At 39.2% G+C, this 19,678-nt stretch carries 19 protein-coding genes; 11 read left to right on the top strand and 8 right to left on the bottom strand.

Annotated features, from left to right (window positions below; translation table 11 throughout):
* Position 1 precedes the first annotated feature (1 nt).
* Both ispF and ACST15_RS09000 read right to left on the bottom strand, forming a co-directional pair.
* Entirely contained in the window at positions 2–481 is a 480-nt protein-coding gene (gene ispF, locus ACST15_RS09005; protein ID WP_459454319.1) for a 2-C-methyl-D-erythritol 2,4-cyclodiphosphate synthase, read from the bottom strand.
* Positions 481–1,725, bottom strand: coding sequence for a M16 family metallopeptidase (locus ACST15_RS09000; protein ID WP_459454318.1), 1,245 nt, complete (start codon positions 1,723–1,725; stop codon positions 481–483). The genes ispF and ACST15_RS09000 overlap by 1 nt, the downstream gene beginning before the upstream one ends.
* 93 nt (positions 1,726–1,818) lie before the next feature.
* Between ACST15_RS09000 and ACST15_RS08995 the strand changes: the two genes are divergently transcribed.
* Both ACST15_RS08995 and ACST15_RS08990 read left to right on the top strand, forming a co-directional pair.
* Entirely contained in the window at positions 1,819–2,931 is a 1,113-nt protein-coding gene (locus ACST15_RS08995; RefSeq protein WP_459454317.1) for a tetratricopeptide repeat protein, read from the top strand.
* 2 nt (positions 2,932–2,933) lie between these two features.
* Positions 2,934–3,635 (top strand): class I SAM-dependent methyltransferase, encoded by a 702-nt coding sequence (locus ACST15_RS08990; RefSeq protein ID WP_459454316.1) that lies wholly within the window; start codon positions 2,934–2,936, stop codon positions 3,633–3,635.
* Positions 3,636–3,833: 198 nt separating this feature from the next.
* Here the strand turns inward: ACST15_RS08990 and ACST15_RS08985 are convergent, their stop codons facing one another.
* Complete coding sequence (locus ACST15_RS08985) at positions 3,834–4,763, bottom strand: NAD-dependent epimerase/dehydratase family protein (RefSeq protein ID WP_459454315.1); 930 nt, start codon at positions 4,761–4,763, stop codon at positions 3,834–3,836.
* A 109-nt stretch (positions 4,764–4,872) separates the two neighbouring features.
* Here ACST15_RS08985 and ACST15_RS08980 point away from each other — a divergent pair, with 109 nt between their 5' ends.
* From ACST15_RS08980 to ACST15_RS08945, 8 genes are all read left to right on the top strand, one after another.
* On the top strand, positions 4,873–5,976 hold the full coding sequence (locus ACST15_RS08980) for a glycosyltransferase family 4 protein (RefSeq protein WP_459454314.1): 1,104 nt from the start codon (positions 4,873–4,875) through the stop codon (positions 5,974–5,976).
* Positions 5,977–6,037: 61 nt separating this feature from the next.
* A complete protein-coding gene (locus ACST15_RS08975) occupies positions 6,038–7,534 on the top strand; it encodes a lipopolysaccharide biosynthesis protein (protein ID WP_459454313.1) in 1,497 nt (498 codons plus the stop codon).
* Positions 7,531–8,754 (top strand): glycosyltransferase family 4 protein, encoded by a 1,224-nt coding sequence (locus ACST15_RS08970; RefSeq protein WP_459454312.1) that lies wholly within the window; start codon positions 7,531–7,533, stop codon positions 8,752–8,754. The genes ACST15_RS08975 and ACST15_RS08970 overlap by 4 nt, the downstream gene beginning before the upstream one ends.
* A gap of 31 nt (positions 8,755–8,785) precedes the next feature.
* A complete protein-coding gene (gene wecB / locus ACST15_RS08965; protein ID WP_459454311.1) occupies positions 8,786–9,889 on the top strand; it encodes a non-hydrolyzing UDP-N-acetylglucosamine 2-epimerase in 1,104 nt (367 codons plus the stop codon).
* Positions 9,886–11,157: a glycosyltransferase gene (locus ACST15_RS08960; RefSeq protein WP_459454310.1), complete on the top strand. Its 1,272-nt coding sequence runs from the start codon at positions 9,886–9,888 to the stop codon at positions 11,155–11,157. Before wecB ends, ACST15_RS08960 begins: the two co-directional genes overlap by 4 nt.
* Position 11,158: 1 nt before the next feature.
* A complete protein-coding gene (locus tag ACST15_RS08955) occupies positions 11,159–11,923 on the top strand; it encodes a glycosyltransferase family 2 protein (RefSeq protein ID WP_459454309.1) in 765 nt (254 codons plus the stop codon).
* Positions 11,924–11,945: 22 nt separating this feature from the next.
* Positions 11,946–12,710 (top strand): hypothetical protein, encoded by a 765-nt coding sequence (locus ACST15_RS08950; protein WP_459454308.1) that lies wholly within the window; start codon positions 11,946–11,948, stop codon positions 12,708–12,710.
* A complete protein-coding gene (locus ACST15_RS08945) occupies positions 12,710–14,719 on the top strand; it encodes a TonB-dependent receptor (RefSeq protein WP_459454307.1) in 2,010 nt (669 codons plus the stop codon). The genes ACST15_RS08950 and ACST15_RS08945 overlap by 1 nt, the downstream gene beginning before the upstream one ends.
* On the opposite strand, the gene ACST15_RS08940 is transcribed toward ACST15_RS08945, so the two are convergent.
* Together ACST15_RS08940 and ACST15_RS08935 are read right to left on the bottom strand one after the other, a co-directional pair.
* Positions 14,720–15,466 carry a LytR/AlgR family response regulator transcription factor gene (locus ACST15_RS08940; protein ID WP_459454306.1) on the bottom strand — a complete coding sequence of 249 codons (747 nt, stop codon included), beginning with the start codon at positions 15,464–15,466 and terminating at the stop codon, positions 14,720–14,722.
* Positions 15,467–15,470: 4 nt separating this feature from the next.
* The gene (locus ACST15_RS08935) at positions 15,471–16,532 is read right to left on the bottom strand and encodes a sensor histidine kinase (protein WP_459454305.1); all 1,062 of its coding nucleotides are present in this window, start codon (positions 16,530–16,532) and stop codon (positions 15,471–15,473) included.
* 232 nt (positions 16,533–16,764) lie between these two features.
* On the opposite strand from ACST15_RS08935, the gene ACST15_RS08930 reads away from it, so the two are divergent.
* Positions 16,765–17,439 (top strand): hypothetical protein, encoded by a 675-nt coding sequence (locus tag ACST15_RS08930; RefSeq protein ID WP_459454304.1) that lies wholly within the window; start codon positions 16,765–16,767, stop codon positions 17,437–17,439.
* Positions 17,440–17,504: 65 nt separating this feature from the next.
* Here ACST15_RS08930 and ACST15_RS08925 read toward each other — a convergent pair whose 3' ends face one another.
* From ACST15_RS08925 to nuoH, 3 genes are read right to left on the bottom strand one after another with little or no spacing between them, the layout of a single operon-like run.
* Positions 17,505–18,020, bottom strand: a complete 516-nt coding sequence (locus tag ACST15_RS08925) for an NADH-quinone oxidoreductase subunit J family protein (RefSeq protein ID WP_459454303.1) — start codon at positions 18,018–18,020, stop codon at positions 17,505–17,507.
* An 8-nt stretch (positions 18,021–18,028) separates the two neighbouring features.
* Positions 18,029–18,547, bottom strand: coding sequence for a NuoI/complex I 23 kDa subunit family protein (locus ACST15_RS08920; RefSeq protein WP_459454302.1), 519 nt, complete (start codon positions 18,545–18,547; stop codon positions 18,029–18,031).
* A gap of 4 nt (positions 18,548–18,551) precedes the next feature.
* Positions 18,552–19,676 (bottom strand): NADH-quinone oxidoreductase subunit NuoH, encoded by a 1,125-nt coding sequence (nuoH, locus tag ACST15_RS08915; protein WP_459454301.1) that lies wholly within the window; start codon positions 19,674–19,676, stop codon positions 18,552–18,554.
* Positions 19,677–19,678: the final 2 nt, after the last annotated feature.

Raw genomic sequence — 19,678 nt, 5'->3', positions numbered from 1 at the left:
CTTACTCAGCAGTAATTAGAGCCACTGCCATGGCCGATATTCCCTCTCCTCTTCCAACAAAACCCATTCCTTCAGAGGTGGTTGCTTTCAAGGTTATCTGGTCCAATTCCACTGCCATTACTTGAGCTAAATTAGCTTGCATAGCAGGTATATGTGGATTTAACTTTGGCTGATCTAAAATGATAGTCACATCTACATTGCCTACTTGCCATCCTTTTTCACGAATCATTTCAAGCACACGGGTTAACAAGGCTATGGAGGAAACCCCTTTCCATTGCGGATCTTTATCTGAAAAATGGAAACCGATATTTCGTAGATTAGCTGCCCCTAAAAGAGCATCACAAATCACATGACAAACTAAGTCGGCGTCTGAATGACCCAAGGGCCCTTTCGTAGATTCAATTTCAATACCTCCTAAAATACAAGGTCTACCTTCGACCCAGCGGTGTACATCATAACCTTGTCCTACACGTATCTTCATTATGAATTCTTTTCTTTCTTATACCATAAGGTATTCGATTTCCCGTCAATAAACAAGCGTTTTGCCCAAGATTGCACTTCAGCTAAAGAAACGGCTTGAATTTTTTCAGCTTCCGTATTTACCCAATTGGGATCTCCGGCATTGGCAGCCATGGCTAAATTCATGGCTCGGTTTAAAACCTCCACCTCCATAAACACTAAACTCGCCTCCGCTTGATTTTTCACTTTTTGCAAAGCTTGCTCCACTATTCCGGACTGAACAAATCCTTGAATTACCTTTTCCAAGGCTTGATCAGCTTCTTCAATAGCTACTCCATCACTTACCTGACCCTGAATAATCATGATTCCGGGATCAATAGACCCCATTTGGTAAGCATTAATTGAATCAAAAATGCGATTATTTTGAACCAAATGCTCATACAAATAGGATGACTCCCCTCTACCCATCAAATCTGCCAACATATCTATGGCATGAAAACCTGGCTGATAACGCCCTACCATGGGATAAGCCTTGTAGATTCGATCAGAAGGAACTTGGGCTGTAATTTCCATGTGGCGATTTTCTAATTGAGGATCCTCTTGAACCAGTTGGCGTAAAGGCTTCACTCCACCCGGAATAGGACCAAACCACTTTTCTGCTAAATTTTTAACCTCTTCCAACTGAACTTTCCCTGCCACCACTAATACTGCATTAGCTGGTACATAATGTTTATAAAAGAAGGCCTTAACATCTTCTAAACTAGCCTCTTCAATATGCTGAATATCTGCCCCAATGGTGGCCCAGCGATAGGGGTGCTTTTGGTAAATTAATGGCCTAAACTTTAACCATAAATCACCATAAGGTTGATTCAAATAGCGTTGTTTAAACTCTTCAATCACAACTTTTCTTTGAACCTCTAAAGAATTAGGGTTAAAGGCCAGCTGCTTCATACGATCAGACTCCAACCAAAAGGCTGTTTCCAGGTTTTGATAAGGCAAACTGATGTAATAGTTGGTCAAATCTGGCGTAGTAAAAGCATTATTCTCGCCTCCAACTCGCTGCAAAGGACTATCGTAATTTGGTATATTTTCCGAACCTCCAAACATCAAATGCTCAAACAAATGAGCAAAACCTGTCCGGCTGGGATCTTCATCTCGGGAGCCCACATCGTAAATCACATCCATCACAGCTAGGGTTGTGCTGGGGTCTTCATGTACGATAACTCGTAAGCCATTGTCTAAGGTAAATTCTTGAAATGAAATCATTCGGGAAGTTTAATTATAAAATAGAAACAAAAGTAAAAAATTAGGCCCAAAAACCACAGTACTTACGTATTTTTGCAATTCAACCGTGTATTTATGTGGCGAATATTTTTGGTCCTTTTTTGGCTTATATCTTGGAATATTTCTGGACAAATTTTATCCGATAATCAAGCAAAAGAATGGATTTCAAATGGATTGAACCACATGTATAACCATGAGTTCAAAGAATCCACGGACGACTTCAATGCCCTAAAATCTAAATACCCCAAGCACCCAAGTAGTTATTTATTATTGGCCATGCAATGGGAAAAACAATATTTCCCCTTAAAAGATCATCCAAATCAGAGCAAAGCCTATTTGGCTTATTTGGAAAGAAGTTTTGAATTAGCGGAAGCTGCCTTTGAAAAAAATGAAAATGATTTAGAAGCCGTCTTTTTTTGCATTTCTTCTACGGGTTTTTTGGCGGCCTATGAAGCAGATAACCAGAACTTCATGAAGGCCGTTTCTTACACGCGGAAATCATATTCCTTCCTAAAGATTGCCCTAAAAAATACAGATAAGCAACCTGAATTTTTATATTCTGCAGGTATATACAATTATTACCGCATCGTTTACCCAGAATTGCATCCTGTTATTAAACCATTAATGGTCTTTTTTGAGGAAGGGAATAAACGGGTTGGCTTAAATTTCTTAGAACAAAGTACCCGCAAAACCATCTTTGTGAAGAATGAAGGACGCTTTTATTTAGGTTATGTTTACAATAAATACGAGGGTACGCCGGCCAAAGCTCTTCCACTTAACCAAGCCCTTTTAGAAGAATTTCCAAGCAATCATCTTTTCATCCTTCAAAGAGCAGAACTATTGGCCTTGACTCATAATTTTGAGGAAGGAGAAATTTACCTTGATAAATTAGAGAAATTAAAAATCCCTTATTTTACCGGTGCAGCATGGGTATTTAGAGGTGTCGCAGATGAATTTGGCAAACGAAAAATGGCTCAAGCTGAAGCAAATTACCTCAAGGCATTACAATATCCCTTTGAGGAAAGATTCACCAAAGATATCCGAGGTTTGGCCTATTTAGGATTATGCCGTATCGCTCATAAGTCGGGCCAAAAGGCTAAAGCAAAAAAATACTTACACCTCTCGAAGGAGTATATTGAATATAAAAACTCGCAGGATGAGTACCATCGCTTATCCAAACTATTGTAATTATGGAAAGTAGAGAAGCTGGAGTTGAACGTTTATATCCCAAAATTTGGGGAAGGATGTCAGCCCGATATTATTACCTGATTCAACTTAGGAAGCAGTTAGAAAGGGTCATCGAACTATTCGTGAAAAATGCCCCTCATCAGCTTTTGGCCGACTACGGTTGTGGTAACAAACCTTATGAGCCACTTTTTGGACCTTTTGTAGAGCAATACATCGGTTTAGATTTAGCCATCAATACCAAGGCTGATGTGGTGGTAGACCCCAAAGGTATCATCGACATGCCGGATGAAAGTGTAGGCTTTGTCTTATCCACCCAAGTTTTGGAGCATGTGGAAGATCCCAAGTCCTATTTAATGGAGGCTTGTCGCATTTTACAAAAGGATGGCAAATTAATACTTTCTACTCATGGCTATTGGATGTTTCATCCAGATCCTACGGACTTTTGGCGCTGGACTTCCACAGGTTTGCAGAAGATTGTAAAAGAGGCTGGCTTTGAAATCGTATATTTTGAAGGAATCTTATCCCGCTCATCCATGGGACTTCAATTATTCCAGGATGGACTTTTATTTAAATTCCCCAAAGCCATTCGTCCACTTTGGTCCATGCTCTTACAACCTTTCATTATCTTTTTTGACAAAATTGCAGGTAATAAATCCAGAAGAGAAGATGCCTGTACCTTTATATTAGTAGCAAAGAAATTATAATCTCATTTTTAGGTATTTGTTGGAATCACCAATTGAAAGATAGAAATATAGTGATTTGGGATTAGGGGTTAGTGATTAAGGTTTAGGGTTCAGGGTTTAGTGATTGGGTTTAGGGTTTAGTGATTGGGTTCAGGGTTTAGTGATTTGGGGGGGCTAAAAAAACGTCGGGCAGCCCAGCGAAAGGGAATGAATGAAAGCTTATAAATTACTTTTTTCCCATTTCCAAGTTCTCTCCAAAGCCTCATCAAAAGGAGTTCTTTCAAAAGAAATGAGGGATTCCAATTTCTGTATATCTAGATAAACATGGGGAACATCAGTAGGTTTAGCCTCTTTAAAAGCAACCTGAAAGCTTGGGATTAAGCTTTTGATTTTTTCTAAAATACTTAATAAGGATATGGCTGAACCATAGCCAATATTGATGGTGTCATTTTTATGACCCGCCTGCCATAATTGAAATATGGCTTTGGCTATATCCTCAGCAAAAATATAATCTTTGGTCTGGCTACCATCTCCCCAAACCGTGAAGGTCTCCCCACGCAATGCTTTTCTTAAGGCAATATTGATAACGCCTTGTTGATCCGAATGATGAAAATATCCAAATGGGTTAGACAAGCGTAGTATGAGGTAATCAATTTGATGGATTTTGGAATAAAGCTGAATAAAATGCTCAACAGCCAATTTAATGATGCCGTAAGAAGAAATAGGCCGACAAGCATGATTTTCATGAAGAGCTTCCAATCCTGCATTCCCGTAAACAGCCCCACCAGAAGATAAATAAAGTAAAAAGCGACAATCAAACTGCTTCATCACTTCTAACAATTGTATGGTCGGTTTGAGATTAGCCTCTAAATCTTCCGATACATTTTGGGTTGATGTGGCTGGTACGATGGTACTAGCAAAATGAAATACCTGCGTAAATTTTTCTTTTTGAAATAGGCTTTCCAACAACCCTCTATCGCCATAATCTCCTTTCACCCAAGTTATCTCCGGAAATCGCTCCAAATCAGGATGGTGGTGCCGAGACAATACGGTCAAGGAAACTTCATTCTTGGGTGCTTGTTTCTCTAAAAATTGAATCCAATTCAATCCTAAAAAACCAGCTCCACCAATGAGTAATATTTTTTCCATACCTTTCAAATGCCTTGCAAAAATAGAGCTAAGATTTGATTAACCTAGTCGGGATGGCTTTAAAATAATTTCGTATTTTCGTTAATTCATTCACCTCGAACCCCATTCGATGAAGCTATTAATTGCTCGATCAAATTACTTTTCTTATTCCGAAACATTCATTGATGAGCAAATCAAACAGCTTCAACCACACTCGGTTCTTTATGAAGGTTGGCAACCCTCTAGACTTTATAAAGGTGGCTCTATTTATCCTTTTCCTCTGAATCAACTACTAGTACGGGGTAGTTTACGTCGACTTTTTCCTGATTTATACCAAAAAATCTACACCTATTTTTTACGTAAATACCTGCGAAATAATCAAATAGACGCTCTTTTGGCTAATTATGGTCCTCTTGGGACACATATTTCCGAGGCTTGTGAGGCGGAAAAAATACCATTCGGAATCGTCTTTTTAGGCTTTGATGCCAATGAGACCAAAACCTTGGAAAATTATGGACCCCAATATGCCAAGGTCTTACCCAAGGCCAAGGCCGTCATTGTTGTGGCTTCTGCCATGAAACCTACCTTAGAGAAAATCTGTGGTCCATTGCCCAATTTACATGTGATACCATGCGGCGTAGACCTCAATCAGTTTTATCCAGACAAACAAAAGAAACAAAATACGTCATTTCAACTTATTTCAGTGGCACGTTTTGCCGCCAAAAAAGGCTCTTTACTCAGCATTAAATCCTTTGAAATACTACTAAAGCAATTTCCTGATGCTCAATTCAACATGGTGGGTGATGGACCCTTGTGGCAGGAAGCTAAGGACTATGTAAAAGCGCATCAATTAGAAAATAACATCCACTTTTTAGGGGCTAAGTCGCCAGAAGAATATTTACCTCTATTACAAGCGGCAGATGCCTTTATTCAACATTCGGTGGTGACTCCATCGGGTGACTCAGAAGGGACTCCCGTAGCCATTTTAGAAGCCTCCGCCACAGGTTTGGCCATTGTTTCCACTCGACATGCCGGTATTCCGGAAGCAGTAATAGAGGAAGAAACAGGCATTTTAGTAGATGAGCATGATGTAAGTTCCATGGGAAATGCCTTGATTCGATTGGCTTCTCAAGGAGATTTATGCCAACAAATGGGCATGGCTGCCAGAAAACATATGTTGGAACATTATGAAGTAGGCAAATTAAGCCAAAAGATTAAACAGTTATTGTCTTAACAATTGAATTCATTCAATGAAGGCAAATGTGTAAATTTGTTGATTATTCAAAAAAAATCGCATGGGGATCGTCATCCGACAAAGTTTAAAAGGCTCTATTGTTACCTATTTGGGTACGGCCATCGGGACGTTCAATGTCATTTTCTTGTATAATAAGTTTCTAAGCCAAGCTGAAGTGGGCTTAATTGCAGGGGCTTTGGTCAGTATTCCTCTGATATTCTCTTCCTTTACACACTTTGGCATACCTCATATAGCCGTTCGGTTTTTTCCACATTTTGATAATCCGGAAAATAAGCATGGAGGCTTTTTTACTTTTCTCTTACTTTCTCCTCTCCTAGGCCTTGGCTTATTTAGTCTGGGCTATGTGGCCTTGAGGGGCCTATTCAACCAGTTTTACGCTGAAAACTCGCCCCTTTTGCCTACCTATTTTTATTACATCATCCCATTAACGGCAAGTTTTCTCTACATGAGTGTATTGGAATCCTATGCTAGGGTACATTTAAGGATAGTCGTTCCGGCCATCATTCGAGAGTTATATTTAAGAATCGCCAATGCCTTATTAATCGTCGCCTATGGATGGGGCATATTAAATTTCCATCAATTGGTTCAAGGAATCACGGTTTCGTATATTCTAGCCGTTGTGGCACTTTTACTCTACATCAAACAATTAAAAAGATTTTATACCAAAATGGACTTTTCATTTTTGAGAAAGCCCATTTTTAAAGAAATGGTAGGATACGGTGCCTGGGTTATTTTAGCGGGGGCCAGTTTCACACTGATTCAACATGTAGAAAAAATCATGTTGCCAGCTTACGCAGGGGGATTAGGCACAACGGCTATTTTTGATATTAACTCCCGCATGGCCTTAATGATTGCCATACCTAGAAATGTGATTGCCGCGATTTCTACGCCCCTCTTAGCCCAAGCTTGGAAACGAAATGACAACAGCCAAATAGAAGAGATCTATAAAAAATCATCCCTAAACTTATTATTGGTCGGTTGTTTTTTATTTCTATTAGTCTGGCTAAACTTGGATCAAATCTATCAAATCATCCCTAGAAGTGAAGTTTACGAAACAGGGAGATGGGTAGTCTTGATGGTGGGGATTAGTAAAATCATCGATATGGGGACAGGCTTAAATTCAGAAATTTTAATTAATTCTAAATTTTACCGCTACGACCTACTTTTTTACATTATTTTGGCGAGCATTGTGGTGGTGGGGAACCTTATTTTTATTCCACTTTACTCATTTAATGGAGCGGCTTTAGCGAGTCTTTTGGCTCTCTTCATTTATAATTCCATCAAATTTATATTCATTTGGTACAAAATGGGACTGCAACCCTTTGAAATTCGCACCTTGGGTATCTTATTAGTCAGTGGAGTCATTTACCTATTAGTAAGTCAATTGCCTACCATTGAGGGAGAAAAATGGATATGCTGGTTTTTAAATATTAGTCTAAAGACTTTCAGTGTTAGTGCTTTGTTTCTATTGGCTGCTTGGAAATTGAATTTAAGTCCAGACATGAAGCAGTTGATTAAAAATTATTTGAAAAAATGAAATTAATGTCCCTGGCCGGTGGCCTGCCTCATTATTACAACTTAGTGCTGAATAAATTACAGCATGAATTTGGTGTGGAAGTGGTGGTGGTTGTACCTTCTGGCGAGGGTGCTACCTTGGGGGCAGGGGTATTTGAAAGTAAAAGTGGAATAGAATTCAAGGTGATTTATGCGGAGGAATACACTACCTATTATGGCAAAAAATTCTTTAAAGGTTTAAAGGAACTCATACTTCAAGAAAAACCAGATGTATTAATGGTGAATTGGCCTTACCAATTGGCCTATGTATTTTATCCTTCATGGTATCGATTTTTAAGAAAACATAAAATCGCACTTATTTCAAAAGAAATCCCATTTCAGGTGCCTACTTATCAAGAGGCCATTTCTTTTTATGTAAGCGGCGGCGGTATCACTGAAAACAATCAGCAGCATCAAAAAAGCCAGTCTTTACTAGCCTATCTTAAATATTGGATGGTGAGAGAGAGTAGAAAGCGCTTTGTTAACCTAGTGGATGCCCACGTAAATTACTTGGATGAAGCTAAAAACATCCATGCAAGCTATGGAGTATCCCCTGAAAAAGTATTTGTGACGGCTAATTCCCCTGATACAGATTTTATAGCTCAGCAATACGCAGCCATCGAAAAAGCAGGATTACCCACATCGCATTCTTTTCGATTATTGCATGTAGGGCGATTGGTGAAATGGAAACAGGTTGATTTACTTATTCATGCGGCTGTTCAGCTTAAAAAAACATTTCCAGAAACGGAATTACATATTGTAGGAGATGGCCCCGAAATGGCTTCGCTAAAACAGCTGGTAGAAAGCTTAGGAGCCAATGCCTATATTCACTTTTGGGGAGGTATTTATGACATGCAAGAATTGGGCAAAATCACCTTGGCAGCGGGTATTTACGTGCTAGCTGGAATGGGTGGTTTATCCATCAACGAAGCCATGTGTTTCGGAAAGCCCGTGGTATGCTCCATTGCCGACGGAACCGAGAAAAGATTAGTCAAGGAAGGCATCAATGGTCGATATTTTAAATCAGGAGATTTATCAAGTTTAGTGGAAGTAATCTCTGACTTATTCCAACATCCTGATAAAATTAAGTCCATGGGAATTGCTTCCAAGAATATCATTGAGGAAGAAATCAATATTCATAGCGTTTTGAGTAATTATATGGAAGCCTTTAAATTTGCCATAGAACGTCAAAATAAGCGGTAATTTTTTAATAAATCATTCGACAAAAATTCACATGAAAGTATTACAAATTGTAGGTGCCAGGCCCAATTTCATGAAAGTAGCACCACTACACCGTGCCATACAGGCTATGGAGGGCTGGGAATCTAAAATTGTACATACTGGACAGCATTTTGATGCCAAAATGAGTGATGTTTTTTTCACTCAATTAGAACTACCTAAACCTGATTTCTTTTTAGGAATAGGCGGTGGAACACATTCAGAGGTTACGGCTAAAATCATGCTGGCCTTTGAACCCATAGTTCAAGCAGAAAAGCCCGATTTAATCATTGTGGTGGGAGATGTTACCTCTACCTTGGCATGTACCTTAGTGGCTATTAAAATGGATATTCCTTTAGCGCACGTAGAGGCTGGCTTACGGAGTGGAGATCGAAAAATGCCTGAAGAAATTAATCGAATTTTAACAGATTCGGTGGCTAACTACTTATTTGTTACGGAAGAAAGTGGCATGCAACACCTTAAAAAAGAAGGAGTTGACCCAGAAAGAGTCTTTTTTGTGGGAAATGTCATGATAGATTCTTTGGAGCGGTATCGGGAAAAAGCAAAACAAAGTAGTATCATGGCCGATTTGCAGGTGCAAGCTAAAAACTACATTGTAGTAACCATGCATCGTCCAGCCAATGTAGATACAGAACAAGGGCTGCTTGCCATCTTGGAATTATTGGAATTAAGTACCGCTCAAACGAAAGTAGTATTCCCTATTCACCCGAGAACTAGGGCGCATATCGATAAATTTAAATTATCGGACCGCTTAAATAAGATCCCTAATTTGATTCTAACAGAACCTTTGGGATATCTAGAATTCATTCAGTTGATGTCCAATGCCACCGCTATCCTAACCGATTCAGGCGGAATACAAGAAGAAACCACCTATTTAGGAATTCCTTGCCTGACTTTCCGAGATAGTACAGAACGCCCCATTACTGTCACTTTGGGGACAAACCAATTATTGGCTGATTTAGACCCTCAAAAGACTTACGCGGCATTATTGGATATTTTACAAGGTAAAGTCAAAAAAGGGGAAGTTCCTCCGCTTTGGGATGGGCATACGGCAGAAAGAATTGCGGCGATTATTCATCAATTGTTCCCTCATTCATGAACTCACCTCGACCTCTAAAAATCGTCTTACTCTCTTACCATAATCACAATGGCGGAGCGGCGATTGCCTGTGGTCGATTACATGATGCATTAGAAAAAGCTGGCCATCAAGTGACTACTTTAGTCCAAGAAAAAACCGGAAATGACCCTAGTATTTCGCTAGCAAGTTCTTTTTGGAAAAAATGGATGGCATTTACCCGATTCGTTGCTGAGCGACTTTACTTCGCGCGATTTGAGCGAGATAAATCCATCCGTTTTCTATTTAATCCTGGGATTTTTGGACAAGATATTTCCCAACATCCAGCTTTATTGGAGGCAGATATCATCCATTTGCATTGGGTAAATTTCGGTTTTTTATCTATTGCCACCATTGAAAAAATTTTACAAATAAATAAACCTGTTTATTGGACCTTGCATGATATGTGGACTTTCACTGGTGGATGTCACCACAGTGGAAATTGTCAGGGATATGAAAGTGCATGTGGCAACTGTAAGTTTTTAGACCAGCCCGCATCCAATGATCTATCTCATCAATTATGGTCTAAAAAAGTAAAGCAATTCCAGTACCCAAACCTGCACATCATCACCTGCTCAGACTGGTTAGGTCGTCGAGCCAAGTCCAGCAGTATTTTAAAGGGTATTAAGATAAAAACCATCGCCAATGCCATCGACTTACAAATATTCAAGCCTGGTGATCAAAAAAAAGCCAAAAGTGAGCTGGGACTACAGCCTGATAAGCACTATTTGCTCTTTGTAGCCATGCGCGTTTCGGCGCCTGAAAAAGGCTTTTCATTGTTGAAAACGGCTCTCCAGCAATGGGTGAATCTTCATCCTGATAAGGCTCAAAATACCGAATTACTGGTGGTGGGTGAAATTTCAGATTCACAAATTATGCAATCGCTGGCCTTACCATTGCATACCTTAGGCAAAATTCAAGATGTTTCTACCATGATTCTTGCCTATCAATCAGCCGAGATGTTTATTACTCCTTCTTTGGAAGAGAATCTTCCCAATACCATCATGGAAGCCATGGCCTGCGGCACCCCTTGTTTGGGCTTTAGAGTAGGCGGTATACCTGAGATGATTGATCATCAAACAAATGGTTATGTGGCCGAGAGAATTCAAGCCGAGGACCTTTGTGAAGGAATAGATTTCATCGTTTCTCGTTCCAAAGAATTGGGCAATGAAGCACGCAAAAAAGTAGAAACTCATTACGAGGCCTCCATCATAGCACAAAAGCACCTTCAGTTTTACCAAACATCCCTATAGTATGTCCAAACTACTTAGTATCATCACGGTCACCTACCAAGCTGAAGCCTTTATAGAAAATACCCTTCGAAGTATTTTCTCTCAGCGAGAGGATGACTTTGAACTGATTATCATGGATGGAGGTTCTCGAGATCGTACCTTGGAATTGGTACAAGCCTATAAAAATCAAATCGCACACCTTGTTTCTGAGCCAGACAAAGGTATTTACGATGCCATGAATAAAGGGATGGCACTAGCCACAGGAAAATATGTATATTTTTTAAACGCAGGAGATACTTTTGCCGGGCCAGATACCCTACGTCAGATTATACGCGATTTACAAAATAACCCCGATATCCTATATGGAGATGCCATTTTTGTTAATCCTGCCGGCAAGGCCATCGGATTACGTTCAGAAGTGAGCCCCCATGAATTACCCGAAAATCTCAGCTGGAAAGACTTTAAAAAAGGCATGGTGGTTTGTCATCAATCCTTTATCGCCAAAAGAGAATTAGCTCCCATGTTTTCTATGGATTATCGAATGAGTTCTGACATCGATTGGGAAATTAATTGCTTGAAATTAGCCCATAGCATCAAGAAGACCGATTATCCGATTTGTCGATATTTAATGGGAGGAGCTTCTGTAAAAAACCTCAAAACGAGTTGGAAAGAACGCTTTCAAATACTTAAAAAGCATTATGGATGGTGGACTACCTGCTATTATCACCTGATTATTGCCATTAGAGGATTAGTTTTTACCTGGCAAAAAAAGGGTAAATACTGGTAATCTTTTATAATTTTACGGAAATATGAAAAGACTAGGCTACTTGATATTATTTTTAATACTTTTTACCTGCCAAAATAGCTGGGCGCAAAAGTTTAAATTAGAAACAAGTGTGGGAAGTAGCCGTATTTTATGGTATGAAGATCAACAAACCGTTGATTTTGCGACTCAAATCACCTTTCAAAAACCCAACTCCAAAAAACTATTTTTCGTCCGTCTTAAAACATATGGGAACACACATCATTCTCCCGTGGACCTAAAAACCTATACTTTCATTGAACCTCAAAATGCGCCTACTAATTTAAATAATTTAGAATCCGCCTTTCGTGGAGGTGAAGCAGAAATAGGTATCAAATGGCAACATAAAGCTAAAAAAGAAGAACCGTTTTTTTTTCCTATGGTAAGCATTTACAGTAAATCATTGGCAAGAAGAATCTCTACTCCAACTTATAAATACATTGAAGAAGAGAAATACAGTTTACATGGTATTACAGCTGGCTTTGGATTAAAAATTCCAGGAAAAAATGATTTTGCCATCTCTGGCCAGGTATTTGAGCCCATCATTAGAGAAGTTACTTTATTTGGCCGATACGTAGGTGTACCCTTTCAAACATTGAGTACGGCAAATGACTTATCTTTTAAAGGAAAAATAGAATATAAACGCCAACAAATCGGGGCAACGTTCATGTACGAATTGCTTAACTTGGGTTCATCCTCGAATCCAAATTCTAAATCCATTCCAGCTTCGAGTGTACATTTTCTTTCAGGCTACCTTACCTATTATTTTTAATGAAATTCAACCATACTTTAATTATCCGGATTTGTACTTTTCTACTGATCCCCAGTTTAACTTGGGCTCAAAATAAAGGTGAATTCTCCAACAAAACATTAGCCACGGTAGAGGTACAAGCCTTTGAGAAAAAACGTAATCCACTTCGTTCTCCTGATGCCATCGTATTGCTAGATTCAAGCAAAATAAACGTAGGCAATGCCCTAAGTTTCTTACCCGCTTTAAATTCGCAAGCAGGTATCCGAATGGAAGAACGCTCGCCTGGAAGTTATCGTTTAGCTATTCGTGGAAGCTCACTTCGTGCTCCTTTTGGTGTACGAAATGTCAAATTATATTGGAATCAAATGTCTTTTACAGATGCTGGAAACAACTCCTACTTTGCATTACTTGATCCTGAGCAATTCCAACAAGTAGTCGTATCAAAAGGCCCAAGTGGGGGTCTTTATGGAGCGGGAACAGGAGGCGTATTATTGATGTCTAGTCAGGCTTACCAAGCTCCCTCTGTACAGCACCAGCAACTTTTTCATTCCCTGGGTGGCTATAAACAATCTTGGGATATCCGCTTAGGCAAGGCCACTAGTTCACACCGTTTTTACACTTCATTCTGGCAACAAAAAGGCTACCGAGATCAGTCTGCCCTGAAAAAACAATGGTTCTCCTATGAATGGAATAAAAGTTTTGGAACCACTGGTGCCATCAATTTAATTGCCTATTATGGAGATTTAGCCTACCAAACTCCCGGTGGATTAACCTTAAAGCAGTATCAAGAAAACCCCATCCAAGCTAGACCTGCCGCCGGAATTAACCGAGGTGCGGTAGAGCAAATGGCTACCTTTAAATTGAAAAGTTATTTTGTTGGGGCTCATGTTTCCAATGCTTGGAATGCCAATTGGGCCTGGGATGCCATACATGCTGTTCAAGTAAATAGTATCGAAAACCCGACCATCCGAAACTATGAGTTCCGAGAGGAACCCAACCTGAATAACCGTGGAGTAATACATTATAAACAAGCCGCAGGGAAAGGTCAATTTACCTGGGATCTGGGCTATGAATTTCAAGTGGGACAATTTGATAGCCGTACCTATGGAAATCGCAAAGGGGTAAAAGATACCTTACAATTTGAACAAAATACACGTGTCCAACAGGGTGGCATTTTCACTCAATTGGAATACGATGGCATTAAAAATTGGGCTTTTACCTTGGCCGGTAGTTACAATAAACTTTGGACTGAATTCCAATCCAGTGAAGGTATTTTTTCTCCACGTTTAGCCATAGTCAGAAGACTAAGCACTCATCAGAATTTAGTAGCCAAGGTAGCCCATGGTTTTTCACCCCCCAGCATAGCTGAAATTAGACCTTCTACCAATGTTATCAACCGCTCATTGAGAGCTGAAAAAGGCTGGAATTATGAACTTAGTTACCGAGGCTGGAGTCCTGCTGCTCGCTTAACCTGGGACTTAAGTCTTTATCAATTCAATTTGGACGAAACCATTGTATTGCGTAGAGCGGCAGACGGAGCTGACTTTTATGATAATGTGGGTAAAACAACCCAGCAAGGTATGGAACTTAGTTTACAGTGGGCGCCTACTTCCTTCTTACAGGTACTTTCTGCCACCACTTGGCAAAACTTCAGATTCACAGATTACAGTAATGCAGGTAAAACCTACAACGGTAATTTTTTAACAGGAACGAGTCCTTTCCAACAATCTTTACTTTTTGTTTGGAATATTTTACCGGGTTTAAGCTGGAACCAGCAGTTCTTAATGAGCGATTATATTTATTTGAATGACGCCAATACGGACATTCTCCCCTCGAGTAGAGTGTGGAACAGCAAAATTTCCTACCGCAAAAATATGGCCAAATATACTTGGGAATTGTGGCTTGCCGCCGATAATATTGGAAACGAGAAATACAGCGCTGGTCCAGATCTCAATGCCGTAGGTGCTAGGTACTACAATGCTTCTCCAGGAAGAAACTTCTCAGGAGGACTGAAAATAGGCTTCTTTTAATTAAGAAGGCCTTGTAAAATTCAGTTTTTCCATCAATTCACTGGCATGTGAATCACTTACAGGTATTTCAAATGTACCTATTTTGATGCGCTGCTGTTTGATGGATTCAATTTTTCGCATGTTGACAATAAACGATTTGTGCACACGCATGAATGAGTGATTGATCACTTTTGCTTCAATAGACTTCATGGTCAGCTTGGTCAACACTGGCCTCCTTTCACCCTCTAAATAAATTTTGACATAGTCTTTCAAACCTTCAATGTGGGTGATTTGTGGAATGGAAATACGAACCAAAGCATACTCCACATTGACAAAAAAGAAATCTTCTTGTGGGGCTGCTTCTACTGAACTAGCTCTGCTACCTGCATCCACCTTACTTTTCTTATTTTGGAATAAACCTAAAGCCTTGTGTGCAGCCAAACTAAATCGTTCGATACTTACTGGTTTCATTAGGTAATCGACGACATCTAATTCATAACTTTCCACGGCATAATGATCATAAGCGGTAACCAATATAGTCAATGGTTTGTCCTTCAAGGTTTGTAAAAACTGAGTTCCCAACATACCTGGCATTTGGATATCTAAAAAGATTAAATCAACAGACTGAGTTTGTAAGACTTCCATCGCTTCAAAAGCATTCTTACAAGAAGCCACCAATTGCAAAAAGGGTAATTGTCGTACGTTTTCCTCCAACAACTTTCTGCCCATGTTTTCATCATCGACAACAATACAATTTAACTTTTCCATATACCTATAATTTATGCAGTTTTAATCGTAGTCCTACTTTAAAGTCTTTTTCCAAATCTTCTATATTCAATACATGTCGATTTTTATAGAGTAATTCCAATCGACGAATAACATTTTTTAAACCTATTCCAGAGCTTTCATCCTTGACACTAGGATCATGATCTCCTTTTTTATTTTCCACGGTAAAATTCAATATACCATCCTCTATCCCAAAACTAATTTTAATGACGGGATCCACCACGAAGCCTACTCCATGTTTAAAAGCATTTTCAACAAATGGAATCAGTAACATGGGTTCAATAATGCAGTTTTTTATTGTACCTGTAATTTGAAAATCTATCCGTACATCATCATCAAAACGCATTTTTTGTAAATCAATGTAATTCTTCAAATACTCTAATTCCTTAGTCAAAGGTATCATGGACTGATCCGAATCATACAGCATATAGCGCATTAAATTGGATAAACGAATAGTAACATCTTCCGCTTGTTTATCGGCCTTGGTACGAATTAAATACACAATACTATTCAATACGTTGAAGATAAAATGCGGAGAAATCTGGGAGCGAAGGAAGGATAACTCCGACTTCATTTGCTCATTTTTCGATTCTTCATTTCTAGCTTCTATGGTGATAAATTCCAATAATAAACCATAAGTTGACGCGATTCCCGTTATCATAATTAAGGGGAAAAAGCCTTTGATGGTCGGCCACTCCATTGTTCTTTCGTCAAATGGAAGGATATAAGCCATGACAAAATACTGAATAAACCAAAAGCTTATTACGAGCAAAATAACGGAAACAATGTAGGACAATACCCCTCCTTGCCTAAACACAATGGGGATTAAAATGAGGGTAATGGTGTAAAACATGGGGACTACCGTGCAAATCTCCAACCAAATATGCTCAGTGAACTCAGGGTTTTGATGAGGATGTGGGTGGTCGTTCGAGTGCGACTGGTGCACAGGACTTAATAGAGGTAGCCCAATCCACAAACCCCATAAAATGAGGTTGAAGAGTATTTTAAAAGTTCGTTGAGATTTAGGTTGTAATAAAGCCTTCCACATAAGCCTGTTTTATTGCCCACAAAGCTAGCTATTCTATACCAATTTAGAAATCCACTCTTCAATCAAGGGAAATCAATCGACAAAACAAACAATTTTGACTTCTATTGAAATTATGCAGGCTTATCGACAAAATATGGGTATATATCCTCCTTTCATCTAGGCTAATCGAAAATTAAATTTTACTTCGAAAATGCTTTCTACATTCGTTCCATCATTTCAAACCACCCCCTATATGAAACTTTATTCAATCCGCCCTTTAGTATTCTGCTTATCCGTGTTCATGTCACAAGTTGCATTGGCGCAAACTACCTTATCTGCTCAAGATAAAAAAGATGCCAAGACAGATTCCGAAACCAAAACCTTGTTTAAAGGAGGTACTTCTCCTAAAATCAAAAGTATTGGTTTATCCTTTTCTCCATTGGTCCAGTTTGGACAATTGGGCCCACAACAAGGTGGTGCACTAGCCTTGCATGTAAATAATAAATGGGAAATTGGTGCTAGCTTTTTAGGCAGCATGCGCCACCGAAATGAGTTTTACTCCAATGATCTGAGACAAAATTTCTCTGCTTTTTCCTTGGCATATACACCCAATGCCAACAAATTAGTTCACCTAAGTTTTCCATTGTTGATAGGAGTTATTCGTTATCAAGATGCTAGTATGATGACAGGCATGCCGGGTCCAGGCGGGCGATTTGACAATTTTTATTGGAGAAATGCTCGTAATGCCTTTGGCCTTCAGCCAGGTATTAATGCCGAATTAAATGTTCATAAATACATTCGTTTATTTGCTGGAGCTAATTATCGCTTAGCTATTGGAAATGACGAGATACCTGAGCTATCTGGATTTTCAGGTCAGGTAGGACTTAAAGTTGGTTTTTTCAACCACAAAATTAGCCCAAAGAAATAATCTACTCTCTGAATAAAAAAAGGCGAACCAAATGGTTCGCCTTTGTATTTTATAAAAACTGTACCTTAGAAATTCCTTTCTCCAGCCTCTCTTTTACCTAATAAAACAGCACCTACCATAGCCACAAAGAATAGAATAGATACTAATTCAAAGGGTAGTAAAAACTCGCCATAAAGTACTTGACCCAGATTCTCCACCATACCTGTTTGAGAATTAAACTTCTCCAAAACCGGGCCAGGAATATTATTTTTACGAATGATCGCTATTAGAATCACCAATAAAGTACCTGCCACTACGGAACCCGCTAATTTGGTTAACGAACTTTTAGACTCAGGAATATTCTTCTTTAAATCAAACATCATGATAACAAATAAGAATAATACCATGATGGCTCCTGCATAAACAATAATATTAACAGCCATCAAAAATTGAGCATTTAACAACACGTAATGTGCAGAAATACAGAAGAAGGTAAATACCAAATACAATACACTGTGGATGGGATTCTTCGACAAAATCACCATCAACGCGCTCAATAAGGTCAAGGCCGATAAAAAGTACCAAATATTAGAAATCTCCATACATCTATTTATTTCCAACCATCGCGCAAATAGCGATGATCCATTTTTTCAACTAATTTATCTTTACCCCAAATCACTTCATCGCGCTGGTGGAATACTGGTACCATGGTATCATGGCGTAAGAAAATAGCTTCCTTAGGACAAGCCTCCTCGCATAAACCGCAAAAAATACAACGAAGCATATTGATTTCATATACTTTGGCATATTTCTCTTCACGGTACAATGACTCCTCACCTGCTTTTCTTTCCTCGGCAACCATAGAAATTGCTTCGGCTGGACATGCCACAGCACAAAGGCCACAAGCCGTACAACGCTCTGCACCAGCTTCGTCACGCTTCAAAATATGTTGCCCACGATACACAGGACCCAAATAGCGCTTTTGCTCAGGATAACGTATGGTAACGGGCTTCGAAAAGAAGTGTTTTAAGGTAGTGGCCATACCACCTACTATGGCAGGTAAGTACATACGCTCAGCTAGGGTCATCTCCCCTTGCTCCAAGACCTTGGTTTTATTGCTTAATTTCATATACCTAAGCTATTTTTTTCTTAACTAATAATTGATCATACACGAACAATGCCGCGATTAATAGCACTAAACCTGCGATGGAAACCATGAATGGTTTTCCCACTAAAATTCCAAATCCAGTAACGACCACGTTGTACATCGCTAATGGAATTAAGCCAGTCCAACCTAAATTCATTAATTGGTCATAACGGAATCTTGGGATGGTCCAACGTACCCACATGAAAACAAATACGAAGCCTAAGGACTTTCCAATCAAAGCACCAACACCAACAAAACTAGCTACATTGCTTCCAAATTGCTGCGTCACAAAATCAATCCCTGGGTAATCATAACCACCAAAATATAAAGTAGCCATTACTGCACCCGAGATAAACATATTGATATATTCAGCAAACAAATAGAATCCCAATTTCATAGAAGAATACTCGGTATGGTATCCACCAATTAATTCCGTTTCACATTCTGGTAAATCAAAGGGGGTACGATTACATTCGGCAAAAGCACAAATGATAAAAATGATGAAACCCAAAGGTTGATAAAAAATGTTCCAATGGCCATTTTGCTGTACTTCAACAATCTCTTTCGTAGATAATGAACCGGTAATCATCAAAATAGTAATGATGGCCATACCCATAGCTAACTCATAAGATATGTTCTGAGAGGCGGCACGAATGGCCCCTAGCAAGGCAAATTTATTGTTCGATGCCCAGCCACCGATCATGATACCATAAACGCCAAGAGAAACAATACCAAAAACCCACAAAATACCGATGTTTACATCTATACCTTGTAAATCAAAAGTAGCTCCACCAATGGTTACTGTATCTCCAAAAGGTACTACTGCTGAGGTCATTAAAGCGGTTAACATGGACAAACATGGTCCGGCGATAAACAACCATTTATTCGAATTAGCCGGGATAAAATCTTCTTTCATGAACATTTTAACCGCATCTGCCAAAGGCTGTAAAATACCAAATGGACCAGCACGGTCTGGACCAATTCGGTCCTGCATGAACGCAGCAATCTTCCGTTCAAAATAAGTTGAATAAGCAGCAACCCCTAGAGTAATCGCGAATACGATTCCTACGATGATGGCTTTTGCGATAAAAACGGTATTAATTAATTCCATGA

It is taken from the genome of Aquirufa sp. Wall-65K1 (genome assembly GCF_054558475.1).
This window is presented reverse-complemented; position numbering and strand designations above follow the sequence as displayed.